Source organism: Fenollaria massiliensis, from assembly GCF_023347705.1.
Lineage (GTDB): Bacteria > Bacillota > Clostridia > Tissierellales > Peptoniphilaceae > Fenollaria > Fenollaria massiliensis.
The window spans coordinates 1,094,041-1,115,090 of sequence record NZ_CP096649.1 but is presented as its reverse complement, the minus strand read 5'-3'; the positions used below and the strand labels follow the sequence as shown (position 1 = coordinate 1,115,090).

The window sequence follows — 21,050 nt, the reverse complement described above, 5'->3', positions numbered from 1 at the left end:
CATAGGGGGTATATTTATGGAAAAAGAAAATTTCAGCCCAAAAGAGATATTGTCCATGACCTTGGCCAATGGGGTCAATAAGACTAAGCTTAAGACGAGAGCGCAGTTCTTTTTAGGTGTATTGGCAGGTATGTATATAGCACTTGGTGGCGCTTCATCAACTATAGTGAATAATCTTGGCAAAGGATTTAACCCGCAAATCACAAAAATACTTGTTGGATTAACCTTCACCATCGGCATAGTAGCTGTAGTTGTTGGCGGAGCAGAATTATTCACAGGCAATATACTCATGTTTGGCGCAACACTTGATAAAAGAACAAAACTTGGTAATTTATTATACAATTGGCTAAAAGTATATTTATATAATTTTATCGGAGCACTTTTAATTGTAGCTATAGTATTTTATTCAAATATTTTATCAGATGGAACAAAAGAGCTTTTTGTAAATATTTATAATGCAAAGACATCACAAGGATTTTTAGAGCTTTTCGTTAAAGGAATTGGCTGCAACATATTAGTTTGCTTATCAGTTTGGCTTGCGACAGCTAGTAAAGAGATAACAGCAAAAGTTTTTGCATCAGCTTTTCCAGTTGCAATATTCATTATATGCGGCTTCGAGCACTGCGTTGCCAATATGTTTTATTTACCGATAGCTATGATGATTAGCGGCACATGTGATATATTAGCCGTGCTTCATAATTTAGTTCCGGTTACGCTAGGTAATATCGTGGGCGGCATGATACTAATAACATTTTATTATTACGCTTATAAAGAATAGTATATTTTTTATATGGAAGAACAGTTTATATTGTTCTTCTTTTTTGTATTAGAAAACCCCCAGTTAGACTGGGGGTTCAGTTTAGCTTTAGCGGTGATAAACAAACAAAAAACCTCCCTATTTGATATAATATAATTGTAATCTGTCAATTGCAATATAAAATCAAATAAGGGAGGAATTAAAAATGTCATTAAATGACACACATAGTTTATCACATACTAAATGGAATTGCAAATACCATATAGTGTTTGCACCCAAGTATAGAAGGAAAGAATTTTTTGGAGATAAAAGACTTGAAATAGGACAAATTTTAAGAGAATTATGTAGTTGGAAAGAAGTTAATATAATAGAAGCAGAAGTTTGCCCAGATCATGTACACATGTTGGTAGAAATACCACCCAAATTAGCAGTATCAAGCTTCATGGGATTCTTAAAAGGAAAAAGCAGTATAATGATTTATGAAAAATGGGGCAATTTAAAATATAAGTACAGAGGACGTCAATTTTGATGTAGAGGTTATTATGTAGATACAGCAGGAAAAAATACAAAAATCATACAAGAGTATATACAAAATCAATTGAAACAAGACCAGCTTAGTGAACAGCTGACATTTGATGCAATAGACCCTTTTAAAGGGTAGCTAGTATAATTTGCAAGTGACAGATTAACCAACGTCCTTGAGGCGTGGCTAGTAATACAGGCCCTTTGGGCCGCATGAGAAAAACCACCGGCTAGGCCGGGGGATATTTATTTATAAAATATTATCTGATGATAATTTTAAAAATATTTTGCATATAAAATATTATTGGAAAATAAAATTTGAAAATGAAAAATAGTTTAGAAATAAATTTATGAAAAAATAAAAAATAAATTATTATAAAAAATATTTTTCGCTAATAAAAAAAGCCAAGCAATTAAGCTTGACCAAAATTTCAAATTATTTTTTTAAGTTTAAAACTTTTAATAAATTTAGTGTCGAACCCTTTTTTGGAGTTTTTAGTGCGTTCGTCGTCATCAAAGCCATCTCACCACGATTTAGATAGTCATCAGGCTTTAGATCAAGACCATCCATAAGACCATAAGTCACTGCATAGTCAGAGACCATGTCCCACTTTTTCGCCTCAGATGAATAATCAAGTATCCTAAGTAGTATTGCTTGATACTGCCTAACAGTAACAAAAGTTCCGTAACCAAACTTATCCTTAGTTATGCCGTGTATGTAGCCATTTGACACAGCCCAGTTGATGTAAGGCAAGTATACCTTGCTCGCACTCTTAAGATCAGTAAACTTTGTTTCAGAACTAAACTTTTTTGCTCTTTCTTCATCGTTCATAAGCCTCGATAGTATAACTATGAGGTCTTCTCTCTTAAGATTCTTATCAAGCATCAAATCACCTGACGAATCACCTTGTATTATATTGTATGACTTAAGCTCTTCGGCACTCTTCTTATATTTACTGTTTAAATTTTTTGCACATAGATTTGTGCTATTAAATAAAATTAAGAAAAGGCATAAGAAGAGTATAAATTTTTTCTTCATACATACCACTCCACTTATATTATACTACATAAATCACATTTAATATGTTAAGTTCGTGTTACAAAAATATATTTTTATCAATAATTGTGTATAAAATGCGAATTTTTAACTAGATTGTAATATTTAAAACACATATTATATGGTATAATAATTACATAAGAACTAGTAAAATAGTTATGAAAGGAGCAAAAACATGAAAAATAACTTAAAAAGAGTATTTAGTTTAGTGCTTGTATTTATGTTATGTATGACATTCATACCTACAAATACAGTAAGCGCAAAAACATTTAAAGACGTGCCTAAGAGTCATTGGGCATACAATTACATCGACGAGATGAGTAACAAAGGATATATACAAGGTTATCCAAATGGAACATTTAGACCAAGCAAGAACATTACTTTCTTAGAAGCAATGAGATTTGCCGCTATACTTTCACAATATGATGAAAGTGCACTTCAAGCAGCAAGAGGAGTTTGGTTAAAGCAAGTACAAGCCTTAGGCGTTCCAAAGTGGGCACAAGACAACGTTGTTAAGTGCTTAGCTAAGGGTGCTGTAAACATGAACACACTTCAAGCAGCTAAAAAGAATAAGATGTTTACAACAAATAAAGCAGTAAGCAGAGTTAATCTTGCTGAATTTTTTGCAAAGGCTATGGCAGTTAAGTCAACTGATCCAGTTATCGCACTTTCATTCAAAGACGTAAACGATATTCCAGAAGGTCTAAGAGCTTATGTAGCTGGACTTATAGACGCTGGCGTTATATCTGAAAAAGGTACTGGAAAAGGAATGTTCTATCCAAAAAGAGCAGTTAGTAGAGATCAAGTTGCTAGGATGGTTTATGCAGCACTTGAGTATCAAGCAAAAAATGCAAGCAATGTAAATCCAGTTAACCCAGTTAATCCAGTAAATCCAGTAAACCCTGTAACTCCAGTTAATCCAACACCAACAGTTGTTACAGGTACTATTAAAGAAATTGGTATCACAGGAGTTACAGCTATAATGCTAGTTAACGATAACACAGCCAATGGCAAGGTATTCTCTATAAATCCATCAACAGTTATAACAGTAGATGGAAGCATTGGTAATCTATCAAGCTTATTAGTTGGTCAAAATGTAACAGTTACTGCTGACTCATCTTTAGGCGCAATGCAAGCTAAGTCAATAAACGCAAAGGGCGTTCAATTCAGCCTTGAAGGTGAAGTAACAAACGTTGACAGCTCAAACAAAGAAATCAAAATTACTTATACAGACAGCACAAAGAATAAAGTTTCAAAAGTATTTAAAGTTGATTCTGATTCATCAATCACAATTAACAACAGAACTAGAGATTTAGTTGATGTTAAGAGAGGTTCTCAAGTTAAAGCAACTATCTACAATGATAAGGTTAAGACACTTGAAGTAACAGCATCTTCAGATGATTACAAAGGATATATCAAGAGATTAAATTCAAGAGAAATTACTATAGTTTCATTAAATGGTAGAGAAAACACATATAAGCTTCCAAGAAGCGAAAGAGACTATGATATTTATGACAGTAGAGACAACTCTAGAAGATCTTATAGAGAACGCAAATTGACATATGATGAACTAGCAAGACTTGGATCAGTATATGTTGAAATAGAAACAGATGTTAAATATGACGACGAAGTTGTATCGATAGAAGTTGGCGATGGTTTTGACAACGAATACATTGTATATAGAAATAATGATAGAGGTAGAAACCGTGACCAATGGCAAATGGAATTATATCCAAAGAATTCATCAAATAGCTATAGAGACAGAGAAACTTATTACTACGATTACGATTTAAGAGCAGATAGTTTTGACTCAAGAAGAGATGTAAGAGTAAGAGATATAGGCGAAGGATCAAGAGTTGTTATTCTTGAAAAGGACAAAGACGTTATTAAGAAGATCATGGTTATTGATACAAAAGATAATAGAGGATATAGCTATGGCAATTGGGTTTATGGAACATTAGTGGATAAGGGTAATTATACAGTTACAATTTTACCAGATAACTCATCGTCTAGAATAACAGTTGATATTAATAACGCAAGTGTGAGTGGATTAGTTATTGGTAAACCATACTGGTTTGAAATAAGAGATTCAAAATTACAATCTAACCCAACAACTACAACACCGAGCGGATATGATGGCAGGTATGGATATGACAAAAGAATAACGATTAAAAGCTTTTGGTCATTTGGCAGCAGAAACTCAATAGATTTGACAGATAGTAATGGAAACAAATATTATATAGATAGCAAAACTACTGTATCTGGATATTATAGGGATTTTTATGAATTGAGAGATGCAGATAGTAGATATATTGAAGGTTTAATGGCTGATATAACATCAAATAGTAGTGGATATATCAGTAGCATAAAGATTTACAAATAATTCGATTAGTTAAATCAAAATAAAAAAAATCTTAGGGCAATTTGTCCTAAGATTTTTTTGCGTTAAAAGCGTTTTAAATCATTTCTAATTAAATGCAAATCTATTAAAAAATTTTTCTCTATACGAAAAAAAATAATTGTAATAATTTTTCTCGTGTGTTATAATCTTAACGAGGTGAAAACATGAAACTAGGTTTTTCAAATGAACTATATATAAAGGAACAAAGTGACTATATTTTAAAAAGAGTTGGAAAGTTTGAGAAGCTTTATATGGAGTTTGGCGGTAAATTAATTGGCGATAAGCATGCGCAAAGGGTTTTGCCAGGCTATGATGAGGACGTAAAAACTGTTTTACTTGAAAAATTAAAGGACAGGATGGAAGTCATCATAACTATACACGCTCAAGACATCATATCAAATAAGCTTAATAACAATACTGGATTGACTTACGAGAGAGAAGCAATTAGACTTATCGAGAGATTAAAGGCGAAGGGCATTAAGATTAACAGCGTTGTTATCAATCGTTACAAGAAAGATGAAAATGTTGATAAATTTAAAGAATACATGGAAGCAAGAGGCATGAGAGTTTATCTTCATGACAAGACTGAGGGCTTCCCTAATGATGTTGACAAAATTCTTTCTGAAGATGGTTTTGGTAAGCACCCATACATTGAGACTACTATGCCTATCATAGTTGTTACTGGCCCAGGCCCAGGCAGCGGTAAGATGACTACATGTTTATCTCAACTTTATCATGAATATAAACGCGGAGTTAAAGCTGGTTATGCAAAATTCGAAACTTTCCCAGTTTGGAATCTTCCACTAAAGCACGAGCTAAATCTTGCTTATGAGGCTGCAACTGCTGATTTAAGTGATGTTAACCAAATTGATCCATACCATTTGCAAGCTTATGGAGAAATTTCTGTAAATTATAACAGAGACGTACAAGCCTTTCCTATATTAAAGAAAATTCTTGATAGAATTATGGGCGAAGAATTTTATAAATCTCCAACTGATATGGGTGTGAATAGAATTAAGTCCGGTATCATTGACGAAGAAGTCGTTAAAGAGGCATCAAGACAAGAAATTATCAGAAGATATCTAAAGGCGCTTCTTACTTATAAGATGACTAATCAAAAGAAGGACGAAGCTCAAAGAATCAAGACTCTTATGGAAGAATTAAATCTTAAGGTAGAGGACAGAAAATCTTTGGTTGCTGCTAGAAATAAAAAGGAAGAGCTTCTTAAAAAAGGCATCACTAACTCAAATGTAACTGCCATCGAATATGAAGATACTATCATAACTGGTAGAGACGGCGAGCTTATGGACTCAGCTGCGGCTGCTGTACTTAATCTTCTTAAGTATATATCAAAGCTTCCTGATGAATTGCACTTGATTGACAAGGCTATACTTGAGCCAATCATTGAAGTTAAGGGGATAATCGAAAAAGAAGAGAGCCCACTACTAAATGTTGAAGAGGTTTTAATTTGCCTTGCAACATCAAAGATGTTTAATCCAAGCGCTAAGCTTTGTATAGACAATCTTTCTAAGATAAGAAATTTAAGAGCTCACTCAACAGCTATGTTAAATTTAACTGATATAGAATTATTCAGAAAATTAAATATTGACTTAACAAGCGACTATATCGATACAAAATTTTAATAGATTTAAAAAACTTTTTTGATGTAAAAAATTATTAATCAGAGTAAAATTATTAATCAGAGTAAAATATTTAATAAATAATTTTATCGCAATAAAAACTCCTAATCAAACGATTAGGAGTTTCTTTTATCTAAATGAGCCATAAAAAAGGTCAAGTTAAAAAATCTTGACCCTAAAATTTACTTTATTGTTTCATCAATGTAGGAGATTGCTAAGCAGCCTGGTCCAACGTGTGCGCCTATTGCGGTACCTATCTCTCTTATAAGTATATCCTTTGCATCGAACTCTTCATTAATCATCTCATAAAGCTTTTGAGCGTTTGCTAAGTTATCAGTGTGGCCAATGATGGTATGCTTAAGTATATCAGGATTGCGTCTTGCATCATCTAAGTAAATACTAAGTATTTTCTTATATAGTTTTGCTTCGCCGCGTACCTTGTCCTTTAAGATTAAAGCGCCCTCAGTATCATTTGCAAGTAAAGGCTTAATATTTAAGACTTGACCAACTGATTTAACAGCTTTAGAAATCCTTCCGCCTCTATATAGATACTCAAGATTTTCAACAGTAAATAAGTGGTTAACTTTGCCAGCTAAGAACTTTGCTCTCTCTTCAAGCTCTTCAATCGATTTACATTCATTATTCATCTTGATAATCTCTCTAACGATAAGCTGCTCACCTATAGTCATGGATTTAGAATTTATAGACACCATCTTAATGTTTGGATACTTTTCTTTTAGCATTTGTATAGCCATGCAAGATGAGTCCCAAGCAGTAGTTAAGCCATATGAAAGACAGATGTATATGAAGTCTTCGCCTTCTTTACATACTTTTTCAAAACCCTCTAAGTACTGGTTAAGATTTATTTGACTAGTTTTGTAAATCTTGCCATTTCTCATGTTTTTATATATTTCCGACGTTTTTATATCAAGTCCGTCACGATAAATATTTTCTATGTCATCAGTATCAATAACACTTACATAAAGGGGTTCTAGATTAAATTCTTTAATTTCTTCTTGAGTGAAATCACTCGCACTATCAATTATAATTTTTGTCATTTTTTACCTCTCTCATTTGTTAATTATATCATATAAAATAATTAAAGACAAGCTAAAATATTATCATTTTCGTAATAATTAGCTAAGACTAATACAAAGAGTACAAAAAAATATATTTTTGTGGTATAATAAGTTCATAAGGGAGGTTTTATTATGTCAATTGACGATAGAGTTAAAAGTTTAAGAGAATTAATGAAGAAAAATGGTATAACTATGTATATAGTTGCCACAGCTGACCCACACATGAACGAGTACTTATCCGATCATTACAAGGATAGAGTCTTCATATCAGGTTTTACTGGCTCACAAGGCAATGTCATCATAACTATGGATAAGGCAATGCTTTGGGCAGACGGAAGATATCACGTTCAAGCTGAAAATCAATTAAAGGGCACTTCTTATGAATTATATAAATGGGGCAAACCAGGTGTTCCTACCTTTATGGAATACTTAAGAGATAACGTTAAAGAAGGCGAAGTGATTGGTTTTAACGGAAAAACTTTCTCTGAAGCAATGTTTGAAAGGATAGAGGACCTTGTTGATGACAGAGATGTTAAATTTGTTGACGATGTTGATCTAATCTCAGAAATTTGGACTGATAGACCTGCACTTAAAAAGGACAAAGCCTTTATATTATCTAGTGAAGAAGCAGGCGAGAGCACTAAGGATAAATTATCAAGAGTAAGAGCCAAATTAAAAGAAGAAGGCGCTGACCTTAGCATCATAGCTTCACTTGATGACATTTGCTGGCTATATAACATAAGAGCAAATGATATACAAGACTCACCAGTATTAATTTCATACGCTTACGTTGATTTTGACAAGGCAGCCATCTATACAGATCTTGATAAGCTTGATGATGACATAATCAAGGCGCTTAATGCACAAGGCGTTGAAGTTAAAAAATATGAAGCATTTGAAGATGATTTAAGAAAGATTAAAGACAAAACTATTTATCTAGACGAAAATAAGATTAATAGATACATGTTCAAGCTTATTGAAGATGATAACTATGTTATAGGTGATATAAACATCACTACTAAGTTTAAAGCAGTTAAAAATGATACTGAAATTAAAAATGTAAAGAAAGCGCATATTACTGATGGTGTGGCACTTGCAAGATTTATGAAGTGGCTTAAAGAGTCTGACAAAAAAACTCTTGACGAACTTACTGTTCAAAATAAACTTCATGATTTTAGAGCAATGTCAGAAGATTTCTTGGAAGAAAGTTTCGAGACTATCTGTGGTTATGCTGATAATGCTGCCATCGTTCACTATATGTCAAGTGAAGAAACTAACAAAAAGCTTGATAATAAAGGACTTTTACTAGTTGACAGCGGCGGACAATATCGCTTTGGAACAACTGACGTTACTAGAACCATGGCTATGGGCGCATTAACTGATGAAGAGAAAAAAGGCTTTACTCTTGTATTAAAAGGCTTCATCAGACTTATGAGCGTTGTATTTAAGAAAGGCACTAAGGGTTCATCCTTAGACCTTTTAGCAAGACTTGATCTTTACAAGCACCAAATGGATTATCTTCATGGAACTGGTCACGGTGTTGGATATTTACTAAATGTTCATGAAGGACCGCACAATATTTCATCAAGATACAATGACATTGACCTAGTTAAAAATATGATTTTCAGTGTTGAGCCAGGCGTTTATGAAGACGGTAAATATGGCGTTAGAACTGAAGTTTTAGTTTATGTTGAAGACGCAGGAACAAGTAAATACGGCGAATTCTTTAGACTTGAGCCATTAACATACGCTCCTATAGATAAGGACGCTATAGATAAAGACATGCTTACAGCTGAAGAAATATCATGGCTAAACGATTATCATAAAGCTGTTTATGAAAAAATAAGCCCACTTTTAAATGAAGATGAAAAAGCTTGGCTAAAAAAGGCAACAAGTGAAATTTAATGTTTAACTTTGAAGAAGAGATAAAAAAGCTGCCTAAAAACCCTGGCATTTACATTATGAAAAATGACAAGGGCGAGATAATTTATGTAGGCAAGGCGAAAAATTTATCTAATAGAGTGAGAAGCTACTTTAGAAGCAGCGCTAATCACTCCGAAAAAGTTAAGGCTATGGTAAAAAACATTGCCGAGTTTGAATATATAATTGTTGATAATGAGGTTGAGGCTCTAATTTTAGAGTCCAACCTTATTAAACGTTACGTGCCTAAGTATAATATAGTTTTGCGTGATGATAAAAGTTATCCATATATAAAGGTAACGACTAATGAAAAATATCCGCGCATATTAAAAACTCGTCTACTTAGAAAAGACGGAGCAAAATACTTTGGTCAGTATCCAAACGCAGCTAGCGTCAACATCGCGATAGATATTATCAATAGAGAGCTAAAATTAAGAGATTGCAATCTAAATATTGAAAAAGTCAAAGGAAAGATAAGGCCTTGTCTAAATTATTTCATCGGCAAGTGCATTGCGCCTTGCAAAGCAGATGTCACTGAGGAAGAATACGCTGAACTTGTTGATAGAGCGATGAAAATTTTGCAAAACAAAGATAAATCTATTCTGGAAAAATATAAATCGAAGCTTGATGAAGCGGTTAAAAATCTTGAGTTTGAGAAAGCAGCCGAATACTTAAACGTGGTCAATGCTTTTAATGACATACATAAGGAGCAAAAAATTACTTCGCCAGACGCCATCAATAGAGACGTCCTTGCTTATGCTGAAGGAATTTCAGATGTTATACTAGAATTATTTATCATTCGTGATGGTAAAATCGTTGAGCGAAACTATTATTTATTCGAAAATGAAAAGAAAACCAATATAAAAGATATTTTCAAAGCATTTATCTCGCAGCATTATTCAGCCAACATCGATATGCCAAATGAAATCATTTCGGAGATAGATTTTCCTGACAAGGACGAAATGATTGAGGCACTATCAAAGATAGCAAATCATAAGGTTGATATACATGTGCCGCAAAGAGGCGAGAAGAGAGCCTTGGTGCTTATGACGAAGAAAAATGCCATCGACATGGTTGAAAAACATGCAGATAGATATATAAGGAAGAAAGCTTTAAAAGACATGGCGATGCAGCGTTTTAAGGACCTCTTGTGGCTTGAAGACGTGCCAAATAGGCTTGAGTGCTACGACATATCAAATACCATGGGACAAAATTCAGTCGCATCCATGGTTGTCTACGAAAACGGCGATATGCAAAGAAATGAGTACAGACGCTTTAGGATCAAGACCATAATCGGTCCAGACGATTACGGCTCGTTAAGAGAAGTACTTGAGAGAAGATTTTTAAGGAGTATGAAGGATAAAGAAGGCTCATTCGCAGCGCTGCCAGACATAATTCTTATAGATGGAGGCCTTGGTCAAGCATCAAGCGCGCAGATGGTTTTGGATAGCCTTGGTATAGAGATACCAGTTGTTGGTTTAAAAAAGGACGACCATCACAGAACCGATTCACTCGCTTATATGGGTGAGATAATAAAAATTGATAAAAGCTCAGAACTTTTTAAAATACTCACAAGAATACAAGACGAGGCACACAGATTTGCCATCACATATCATAGGTCCTTAAGAGAAAAAAATATCAATCAGTCGATACTTGATGAGATAGTTGGCATCGGTCCAAAAAAGAAAAAGATATTATACGAAGCCTTCGATGATATAGATGCAATCAGAAGAGCAAGCCTTGAAAAGCTTGAGTCAGTCAAGGGCATATCAAAGACAAACGCAAAAGATATATATGAATTTTTCAGAAAAGATACTTAGTTAATTTAAGTATCTTTTTTTAATGAAGTATCGCTTAAAATAAAAATGAAGAGTTAAAAAATTAAAAATCTTGTAAGAGTCTTATTGTAGTAATTATTTTTTATGCAAATTTAAATTCTATTTAACTGTTTAGATAAAGCACTTGACAAATTAATTAGCTAGTGCTAACATATATTTATAATAACATTATAAAGCTATGAATTAAATTATCATATTAGAAGATAAAGGAAAATTTTATTAAATTATTTATCATGAGGAGAAAATCTTATGAAACAATTTGATTTTAATGATGACAAGAAAATAAAAGCTGACTACAAAAACTGGATGCCTAAAAGACTCTTGGTTGCTAAGATTGGTGAAACTCTAGTAAGTCTTATTTTGTTTATCATATTTGGTGCAAGTGACCTAGTTCTTCAAGGAAGGCCAAGGCTTATCTGTGGGATTATCCTAGGCTTAGTATGCCTAATACTTCTTTTTATTACTGTCTGGTTATGCATCTTATATAAGAGCTTTGATTACAAGGGTAAAAGAAAGCTCGCTAAAGTCATAATAGAAGGGACTGCGGGCTATGTAAAAATCCAAGATGGTGGAGTGGGCTTAGATGTGGGCTGCGGCAGTGGGGCTCTTACTATAGCCTGTGCCAAGAAAAATCCAGGGGCGATCATGGTGGGCTGTGATATATGGAGTGGTCCATACAAGAGCGAATTTTCAAAGAAGCTCTGTCAGGACAATGCTAGGGCTGAGGGAGTAGCAAATGTGAGATTTGAAGAAGGAAATGCAGTGAATCTTCCATTTGAAGATGAAAGTTTTGATGCAGTGACAAGCAACTATGTTTATCACAACATTGTAGGAAAAAACAAACAAAAACTTTTACTGGAAACATTTCGTGTACTTAAAAAAGGTGGAGTTTTTGTTATTCATGATTTGATGAGCAAGTCAAGATATGGAGATATGAATAAATTTATGGAAAAGCTTAAAAAAGATGGCTACGAAGATGTGCAATTAATTGATACAACAAATGGTCTTTTTATGACTCACAAAGAAGCTATCTTGCTTGGACTTTCTGGTTCGACGCTTCTTATTGGGAGAAAATAAATTTGTATATAAATTAGTATAAAAATTTTAGAAAATTAATGAGGTATGCAAGATGAAGTACAATGGTTTTTATTTTTGGTTATTTAAAAGACCGATGAAAAAAGTTCTTATAGAGAAGTATGATAAAGCATATGCTTCAGAAATTATTAAAAAGAGCAAAATAATTTATCAAAAATTAATAGAAGAAGCAGATGATATAGGCAATGACAATCCTATGGCATACAATGAGATGTTCGCCCTTTCCTTTGTTGCTCCTTATATAGCAAGTGAGAAAAACATTCCACCAGAAACCATTCAGGAAATGATGCGCCAATCTCTTTATTCTGTCAAATGGTATTTTTCCTTGACTAATCTCAATACTAAGAGAGGAAAAGAGGCCAATAAGAAAAATATTCTTAAGTATTACAAGTGGTATACAGAGGAAAAAGAAAGGCTATATCCTACGTCATTTAAAGTTGATTTTGTTGGAGAACCATATAAGGGTGCTTGTTATTACAGAATTACTCGTTGTCCCATTTGTGCTTATACAAAGAAGCTGGGGGTAGATGAATTAATGCCACTATTCTGTGAACTTGATGAGCTTATGATAAGCCTTGAGCATGGAGTACTTCACAGAAAAGATACTATAGCAAATGGAGCAGATTGTTGCGATTATTTCATCACAGGCGATAGAGAATGAAGCGAAGTTATATGGATAAGTATTGGTGAAAACTTGTAAATTGTGATTAATTGATTATTAAGGGATGGGAATAAAATGAGTTTAACTTATAAAATTGCATCTACAATAGTAAGACTTGTCGGTGTCAAAAAAATGTTTTTAAAAAACAAAGAAGAAATGCTTGAATATGCAAAGAAAGAAAATGCAAAGGCGGTATTTGATTTAGATAAGGCAAAGAAAAGAGCAGAGAGAAAAAATTACTATCTCAATGTAAGAGACGTTATGGGATATAGGCTGCTTTCTTATCAAAAAAATAAGAATCATGCAGAGGGGGCAGTCCTTTATTTCTTTGGCGGAGGAATGATTACAATGCCGGACAAATTGGATTTTGCTTTGGCGGAAAGAATAATGGAACAAACCGGCAAAGATGTTTGGTTTTTATTCTATCCCCTTTGCTCGGAAGATGTACAGATAAATAAGACATACGAAGTTTCCTTTGAAGCCTATAAGCTGATGACCGAAACTTATAAGGCGGAGAACATAAGCGTACTTGGATTTTCATCAGGAGCTTGTCTGGCAATAGGAATATTTTTGCATAACAATGCAATAGGTAGACCTATTAAAATGGCTGGCAAAATTATTTCAGTTTCACCTGGCGGCATACCCGATGTAACACTAAGTGAGCATAAAGATATATGGGAAAGAGTAAATGCCCTTAATCACAAGGACGTAATCATTGATCCTACCTATATTAAAACTGCAAGAGAAATCACAAAAGGCGATGCAGACATACCTGAGTATATGCTTGACGGAACTGTAGGAGATTTTAGCGACTTTCCGAAAACATATTTTTATTACGGCGAAAATGAATGCCTCTATGCCTTTGCGGACGAATTTAAAAAAGCAATGGAAAAATACAAAGCTCCATACGAAATTATTGTAGGCAAAGGAATGTGCCACTGTTATCCACTTTTAAGATTTTTTAGAGAAGGAAGAGAAGCACAAGATGAAATTATTGAATTGTTGAAGCAATAGCCTGGGGACAAAATGAAATCGAAAGAGTCTAAAATGCCTTCATTTGGCGTTGGACCTATATATGTAATTACTTGTTTAATTCTTACAATATTAGGAATATGCCTTCATCTTAAAGGATACCTATACCAAGGAGAACTCAGTAAAGGGAAAATAATATTTATTATATAATATTATTATAATAGGAATTCTCTTTATAATGCTCGGACTATATTTATGGATAGAAGCGGTTATAGTTCAGAAAATAAATAAAAAAGTTAAAAAGAATAAATTAATCACGACGGGAGTATACAGTATTGTAAGAAATCCCGTCTATTCAGCATTTTTATTTATATTCACAGCTATACTTTTATTTACATCAAATTGTATTTTATTAATACTGCCATTAGTTTTTTGGGCTTTCTTAACAATATTAATGAAAAACACAGAAGAAAAATGGTTAAAAAATGAATTCGGCAAAGAATATGAAGAATATTTAAAAGAAGTAAATAGAGTAATACCATGGATTAGCAATAAAAAACGAGACTGACAGGTTTTGGTAGTTTTAAATATTTGCTCTATAATTAATGAGATAGTCGGCATAGCCCAGAAAATAAAAAGATATATATGAATTTTTAGAAAAGATACTTAGTTGATTAAAGTATCTTTTTTTTGTAAATAATATTTAGATATGTGATATAATTTAATTAAGAATGATAAAGGAGGATTCAAAATGTCTAGTGATGATATAAAACTTAGCTTAGATGAAGTAAAAGCTAATTTACCAACGATAGCCGAAGATGTCTTAGGCCTTTACAATTTGCAATTCAGTTTTAATGAATTTTATGACATACTTAGAGAATTTGGAGGCGCTTCTAGCGATTTTGAGATTAGTAACGTTGATTATAGACCGTATTTAATAGCGATAAAAGAGATATATATAAAGTTCTTAGTAGCACAAGATGCTTACATAAATGCAGATGCTGAAAGATTTTATGATGTCAACAGAGATGAGATACTTCAATTGACGTTTAAGCAATGGAGTGAAAATAAAGATAGATATGAATTTGACTACGATAGAGATATTGTGAATATTTTTAATAGCATACTTAAAGTTTTTGATAAATATACCTATGGCATAGGCTTATCTGATCCTGAAAATATTTATAAGATATCTGAAGATAAAATCTTTAAAGAAATTCTTGAGATAATTGACGACCCTTATAAAGATGAGCTCTTAGAAGCTAGGGCAGCTGATAGAAATGAGACGTACACTAATAAATCTGAAGAAGATGCCACTGAAGCGCATGTATATAATCAAGCTTATGAAGACAAAAGTGATTTAGAAGAATATTACGTAGATCAAAGTGAAACTGAAGTACAAGACGAAGAAACAGAGGATGGTCGACATAGTTTTTATAAGTATGATTTTGACGAATACATCAATAGTTTTGATATAATTTCTGGCAAATAGTAGTGTAGGAAGGAAGATATTATGGATTATTTAGAAGAATATATTGATTCAAAAATAAGACAGGGGACATTTAAACTCTTAGATATGGGATTTGGCTTATTAAAAAAGGGCGGAGAGTCTTTTAAACAGATATCATTAGCATCAAATATAATTGTATCTCTAAGTCTTGGCGAATACCCTAAAGCAAAGTATGATAAAGTTAATGCTGATGGAATACAAAGGTATCGGTTATTTGATAAAGATGACATTGATGATATTATGTATAAGTTTTTAATTTTTGAGTTAAAAAAAGCTAATGCATATAAAGCAGAATTAGGTTTTAACACATATGATATTGCTTGGGAGCTTAGCGAAATTGATAAAATAATATATAATTCTGATATATATAATACCGATGAAAGTGCATTGTATCAAGAACAATATCTTAGTAATGATGAATTTTTAGAATTTTACAAGAGCTATGGTCCTGCTGATGTACTTGATAATCTTAAAGCTTATGCTGTAGAAGAGGCTTGTGCTTTTATCACAGCTGCATCATTTTTAGAGACGACATTCATACTAACAAGGACAGTACACGAGATTATTTGCTATCACTTGATAGGCACAGGCTTTGGAAGATCATATCACGATTTTCTTAAATACAACGAAGTTAGTCTAGAGAACGCCCTAGCTACTGCATTTAAGTACATCTTTTTTGCATATCCATATAAAAATACTGATGAAAACGACACGGAATATATATCAACAATTGCGAATAGATATTCAGAATTCGAAGATTATAAAAATAAAATTTATTCAAGTGAAAATCCATTAGACCACGTAATGATTAATCGAGATTACACTTATGAAGAGCTGGACCCAGAGATAAGAGCCTTTTATCTTGAAGGCAACGAGGATGCTCTTGAAGAATTAAAGAGCCTATATGACCACTTTGTGATTTTAGGAAATAGTTATTTAAACAAATTAAAATTGATTGTTGAAAGCATTGAAGCAAACAATAATTTATATAAGGGGCTTTCTAGAGGAAAAGATGGAGAAGACTTTGCTTATGAATACCTAAGAAAAGTGCTTCCAAGAGATTGGGAACTACTTAGAAATGTAAACGTTGCCTTCGATGGCGAACAAAGAGAAAACGATTTAATTCTTATTAGCAATAAAGGCATATTCACCATAGAAGTAAAAAACTATATGGCAGGTTCTATCACAGTAAAAAACGATGGTAAAGTAATTCATAATATTGGTAATGGCGTAGCTGATGAGAGCCGCAGCGTTATCGAGCAATCAGAAAGCCATGTAGCTTTTATCACAAGATTTATGGAAGAAAATTCTAAAATAAATCGTAAGAAATGGTATGAATTAGTTCATGGCACAGTTGTTATCTCAAACAACGAGATGGAAGTAGATAATCAATCAAGCTATCCAATATTTAGAGCGGCTTTATTAAGGCAATATATACTTAATAATTTTGATGATGTTTTTACAGATGAAGAAGTTCAAGAGATTAAAAACTTGATTTTATCTAAAGCAAAAGCTGATGTAAAGCGCAAGTATTTATTTATAAATCCAGATATTGACATTGCTGAATATATTACCATGATTCAAAGTAATTATGTGGACTTTATGAATAAGTACATTTATTTGCTAGGAAACTTAGATAGCACTATAAATCTAACAGGATCAGTAACATTAATACCAAGGATGGATGACGAAGGAGACGTTTCATATCTAATAACAACAAGTGATACTAGCCTTATGCTTTCAAACATAGATGAAGAGAATCACGACTTTATAAAAAGATTATTGAATATTTAATATTCTTAAGACCTCAATTAATTTGAGGCCTTTTTCACAAATAAAGTAAACTTATAAACAGTACAGAATCTATAAGTAAATCTTATAGGTGATCTAAATCACATTTATAAAATTTTCTTGCAAAACTTTTACCTTTGATATATAATTGAACATGTAAAAGATAATAATTTTAATAGGAGGAATAAAAATGGCAAAACAATTTAAAACCATGGATGGTAACACAGCCGCTGCTTATGTATCATATGCATTTACAGAAGTTGCTGCCATCTACCCAATAACTCCTTCATCAAATATGGCTGAAGCTGTTGACAGTTGGTCTGCTCATGGCAAGACAAACATATTTGGCGAAAGAGTTTTAGTTCAAGAAATGCAATCTGAAGCTGGTGCAGCAGGTGCTGTACACGGATCATTACAAGCAGGTGCATTAACTACTACATATACAGCTTCACAAGGTCTTCTACTTATGATACCTAATATGTATAAGATCGCTGGTGAATTACTTCCAGGTGTATTCCACGTATCAGCTAGAGCTATAGCATCACACGCTCTAAGCATATTTGGTGACCACCAAGACGTTATGGCATGCCGTCAAACAGGCTTTGCTATGTTAGCATCTGGTTCAGTACAAGAAGTTATGGACCTTGCAAGTGTTGCTCACCTTTCAGCAATCAAGGGAAGAGTACCATTCTTACACTTCTTCGACGGTTTTAGAACTTCTCACGAAATTCAAAAAATTGAAGTAATCGACTATGAAGATCTAAAGAAACTTCTTGACAAGGACGCTTTAAGAAAGTTCAGAGAAAACGCTTTGAACCCTGAACATCCAGTAACAAGAGGTACTGCTCAAAACCCTGATATCTATTTCCAAGCTGCAGAAGCATCTAACAAACACTATGAAGATATCGTAGAGATAGCTGCTGACTACATGAAGGAACTTTCAAAGATTACAGGAAGAGAATACAAACCATTCAACTACTACGGAGCTGAAGATGCTGAAGACATCATCGTTGCTATGGGTTCTGTAACTGATACAGTTGAAGAAACTGTTGATTATTTAAACAGCAACGGCAAAAAGGTTGGTCTTATCAAAGTTAGACTATACAGACCATTCTCTAAGAAATACTTCTTCGATGTATATCCAAAGACAGTTAAGAGAATCGCTGTTCTAGATAGAACTAAGGAAAAAGGCGCTCTAGGCGAACCATTATACCTTGATGTTAAATCAATGTTCTACGATGCAGATACTAAGCCACTTATCGTTGGTGGTAGATACGGTTTAGGTTCAAAGGATACTACTCCTTCACAAATCTTATCTGTATATGAAAACTTAGCATCAAAAGACCCTATCAATGGTTTCACTATTGGTATCAATGATGACGTTACTCATAAATCACTAGAAATTAAGAAAATTATAAATACAGAACCAGAAGGAACTATCAAGTGTAAATTCTGGGGCTTCGGTTCAGACGGTACAGTAGGTGCTAACAAGTCAGCTATCAAGATTATCGGTGATAACACTGATTTATATGCACAAGGCTACTTTGCTTATGACTCTAAGAAGTCAGGTGGTGTTACAGTTTCTCACTTAAGATTCGGTAAATCACCTATCAAATCAACATACCTAATCAGTCACGCAGACTTCATAAGCTGTTCAAAACAATCTTACATCAATCTATATGATTTGCTAGATGGACTTAAAGATGGCGGAACATTCTTATTAAACTGCATTTGGGACGAAAAAGAACTTGAAGAAAACTTACCTAACAGCTTAAAACGCTCTATTGCTGAGCACAATGCTAAGTTCTACACAATAAACGCAACTAGAATAGCTGAAGAAATCGGTCTAGGCGGAAGAACTAACATGATCATGCAAGCTGCCTTCTTCAAATTATCTGAAGTACTTCCTCTTGATGAAGCAATTGCTCACTTAAAAGACTCTATTGTTAAATCTTATGGACGTAAGGGTGAAAAAGTAGTTAACATGAACTACCAAGCAGTTGATAAGGGTATTGAAGAATTAAAAGAAATTAAATATCCACAAAGCTGGAAAGACTTAAAAGACGAAAAAGAAGAAAAGAAAGAAACTACTAAATTCTTTGAAGAAGTTGCTGAAGTAATGAACGCTCAAAAGGGTGACACTCTTCCAGTATCTAAGTTTATAGGTATTGAAGACGGTACTTTTGAAAATGGTACAGCTAAGTTTGAAAAGAGAGCTATAGCTGTTAACCTACCACATTGGAAGAAAGAAAATTGTATCCAATGTAACCAATGTTCATACATCTGCCCACATGCTGTAATTAGACCAATACTTTTAAATGAAGAAGAAGCAGCTAAGGCTCCTGATACATTTGAAACAGTCGCTGCTAAAGGCAAAGGCTTAGAAGGATTACAATATAGAATGCAAATTTCATCACTTGACTGTACAGGTTGCGGTAACTGTGCTGACATCTGTCCAGCTAAGGAAAAAGCACTAGAAATGGTTCACTTTGAAGACATTGCTGAAGTAGAAAATGAAAATTGGGATTTCGCTATGGACGAAGTTGAAGTAAAAGACGACGTTATGGATAAGTTTAGCGTTAAAGGATCTCAATTCCAACAACCACTTCTTGAATTCTCAGGCGCTTGCGCTGGTTGCGGTGAAACTGCTTATGCTAAACTAATTACTCAACTATATGGCGACAGAATGATCATTGCAAATGCAACAGGATGTTCATCAATTTGGGGAGGTTCAGCTCCATCAACTCCATACTGCGTAAACAAATGCGGTAAGGGACCTGCTTGGGCTAACTCACTATTTGAAGATAACGCTGAATATGGTTACGGTTTTGCTTTAGCTGACGAAGTTAATAGAAAGAGAATTAAGTCTCTAATGGAAAGCTACAACGCTCTAGACAATAAAGATTCTGAACTAGAAGAAGCATTCAAACTTTGGTTATCAGATATGAGAGACGAAAGAGTAAGCAAAGAAGCTTATGCTAAGATGGCTAAGAAATTAGATAAGAAAACTGGAGACGCAGCTCAAGACGAAATACTAGAACAACTTGATGAATTAAGAGATTACATGATTAGAAAATCTGTTTGGGTATTCGGTGGAGACGGCTGGGCTTATGATATAGGCTTTGGCGGACTTGACCACGTATTAGCATCCGGTAAAGACATCAACGTATTTGTATTCGATACAGAAGTTTATTCAAATACAGGTGGACAATCATCAAAAGCTACTCCAACAGCAGCTGTTGCAAAATTCGCAGCATCTGGTAAGAAGATCAGAAAGAAAGACCTTGGTCTAATGATGACAAGCTATGGCTACGTATACGTTGCTCAAATCGCTCTAGGCGCTAACATGAACCAAGCATTAAAAGCAATTAAAGAAGCGGAAGAATACGATGGACCATCAATCATCATCGCTTACGCTCCATGTATCAACCACGGATTAAAATGCGGTATGGGCAAGAGCGTTAACAGAGAAAAACAAGCTGTTGCTGCTGGTTACTGGCATCTATACAGATTCGATCCAAGACTTGAAAAAGAAGGAAAGAATCCATTCGTACTAGATTCAAAAGATCCAACAGAATCATTCCAAGACTTCATAGGCTCCGAAGTAAGATACACATCACTTCAAAAGGATTTCCCTGAAGAAGCAGAAATCTTATTCAAAGCCGCTGAAGAAGCTTCAAAAGATAGACTTGCAAACTACAAGAGAATGGCTGGCTTAGATAAATAATTTAAATAAATATATTTAATGAGATGCGAGGAGAAATCTTCGCATCTTTTTTGTTGCAATTCACACCTCAATAAATTATA

Annotated in this window: 14 protein-coding genes and 1 pseudogene; 13 read left to right on the top strand and 2 right to left on the bottom strand. The window is 33.7% G+C overall.

Features of this window, described 5'->3' with window-relative positions:
• The first annotated feature begins 16 nt into the window (after positions 1 to 16).
• Together M1R53_RS05525 and tnpA are read left to right on the top strand one after the other, a co-directional pair.
• Positions 17 to 778, top strand: a complete 762-nt coding sequence (locus M1R53_RS05525) for a formate/nitrite transporter family protein (protein WP_249242284.1) — start codon at positions 17 to 19, stop codon at positions 776 to 778.
• A 184-nt stretch (positions 779 to 962) separates the two neighbouring features.
• Positions 963 to 1,418, top strand: a pseudogene (tnpA, locus tag M1R53_RS05520) (IS200/IS605 family transposase).
• A 297-nt stretch (positions 1,419 to 1,715) separates the two neighbouring features.
• On the opposite strand, the gene M1R53_RS05515 reads toward tnpA, so the two are convergent.
• Positions 1,716 to 2,318 carry an S-layer homology domain-containing protein gene (locus tag M1R53_RS05515; RefSeq protein ID WP_249242283.1) on the bottom strand — a complete coding sequence of 201 codons (603 nt, stop codon included), beginning with the start codon at positions 2,316 to 2,318 and terminating at the stop codon, positions 1,716 to 1,718.
• A gap of 193 nt (positions 2,319 to 2,511) precedes the next feature.
• Between M1R53_RS05515 and M1R53_RS05510 the strand changes: the two genes are divergently transcribed.
• Positions 2,512 to 4,719 carry an S-layer homology domain-containing protein gene (locus M1R53_RS05510; RefSeq protein WP_249242282.1) on the top strand — a complete coding sequence of 736 codons (2,208 nt, stop codon included), beginning with the start codon at positions 2,512 to 2,514 and terminating at the stop codon, positions 4,717 to 4,719.
• Between the two features lie 182 nt (positions 4,720 to 4,901).
• Positions 4,902 to 6,380 (top strand): DUF1846 domain-containing protein, encoded by a 1,479-nt coding sequence (locus M1R53_RS05505; RefSeq protein WP_249242281.1) that lies wholly within the window; start codon positions 4,902 to 4,904, stop codon positions 6,378 to 6,380.
• A 179-nt stretch (positions 6,381 to 6,559) separates the two neighbouring features.
• Here M1R53_RS05505 and M1R53_RS05500 read toward each other — a convergent pair whose 3' ends face one another.
• Positions 6,560 to 7,435: a DegV family protein gene (locus tag M1R53_RS05500; RefSeq protein WP_249242280.1), complete on the bottom strand. Its 876-nt coding sequence runs from the start codon at positions 7,433 to 7,435 to the stop codon at positions 6,560 to 6,562.
• Between the two features lie 153 nt (positions 7,436 to 7,588).
• On the opposite strand from M1R53_RS05500, the gene M1R53_RS05495 reads away from it, so the two are divergent.
• From M1R53_RS05495 to nifJ, 9 genes are all read left to right on the top strand, one after another.
• Positions 7,589 to 9,361 (top strand): aminopeptidase P family protein, encoded by a 1,773-nt coding sequence (locus tag M1R53_RS05495; protein WP_249242279.1) that lies wholly within the window; start codon positions 7,589 to 7,591, stop codon positions 9,359 to 9,361.
• Positions 9,361 to 11,196, top strand: a complete 1,836-nt coding sequence (gene uvrC / locus M1R53_RS05490) for an excinuclease ABC subunit UvrC (protein ID WP_249242278.1) — start codon at positions 9,361 to 9,363, stop codon at positions 11,194 to 11,196. Before M1R53_RS05495 ends, uvrC begins: the two co-directional genes overlap by 1 nt.
• A gap of 267 nt (positions 11,197 to 11,463) precedes the next feature.
• Positions 11,464 to 12,291, top strand: coding sequence for a class I SAM-dependent methyltransferase (locus M1R53_RS05485; protein WP_249242277.1), 828 nt, complete (start codon positions 11,464 to 11,466; stop codon positions 12,289 to 12,291).
• A gap of 52 nt (positions 12,292 to 12,343) precedes the next feature.
• Positions 12,344 to 12,970 (top strand): L-2-amino-thiazoline-4-carboxylic acid hydrolase, encoded by a 627-nt coding sequence (locus M1R53_RS05480; protein WP_249242276.1) that lies wholly within the window; start codon positions 12,344 to 12,346, stop codon positions 12,968 to 12,970.
• Positions 12,971 to 13,045: 75 nt separating this feature from the next.
• Positions 13,046 to 13,984 (top strand): alpha/beta hydrolase, encoded by a 939-nt coding sequence (locus M1R53_RS05475; RefSeq protein ID WP_249242275.1) that lies wholly within the window; start codon positions 13,046 to 13,048, stop codon positions 13,982 to 13,984.
• A gap of 196 nt (positions 13,985 to 14,180) precedes the next feature.
• A complete protein-coding gene (locus tag M1R53_RS05470) occupies positions 14,181 to 14,510 on the top strand; it encodes a methyltransferase family protein (RefSeq protein ID WP_249242274.1) in 330 nt (109 codons plus the stop codon).
• Between the two features lie 183 nt (positions 14,511 to 14,693).
• Positions 14,694 to 15,434 carry a hypothetical protein gene (locus tag M1R53_RS05465; RefSeq protein ID WP_249242273.1) on the top strand — a complete coding sequence of 247 codons (741 nt, stop codon included), beginning with the start codon at positions 14,694 to 14,696 and terminating at the stop codon, positions 15,432 to 15,434.
• Positions 15,435 to 15,455: 21 nt separating this feature from the next.
• Positions 15,456 to 17,246, top strand: coding sequence for a nuclease-related domain-containing protein (locus M1R53_RS05460; RefSeq protein ID WP_249242272.1), 1,791 nt, complete (start codon positions 15,456 to 15,458; stop codon positions 17,244 to 17,246).
• 187 nt (positions 17,247 to 17,433) lie between these two features.
• Positions 17,434 to 20,970 carry a pyruvate:ferredoxin (flavodoxin) oxidoreductase gene (gene nifJ, locus M1R53_RS05455; RefSeq protein WP_249242271.1) on the top strand — a complete coding sequence of 1,179 codons (3,537 nt, stop codon included), beginning with the start codon at positions 17,434 to 17,436 and terminating at the stop codon, positions 20,968 to 20,970.
• Positions 20,971 to 21,050: the final 80 nt, after the last annotated feature.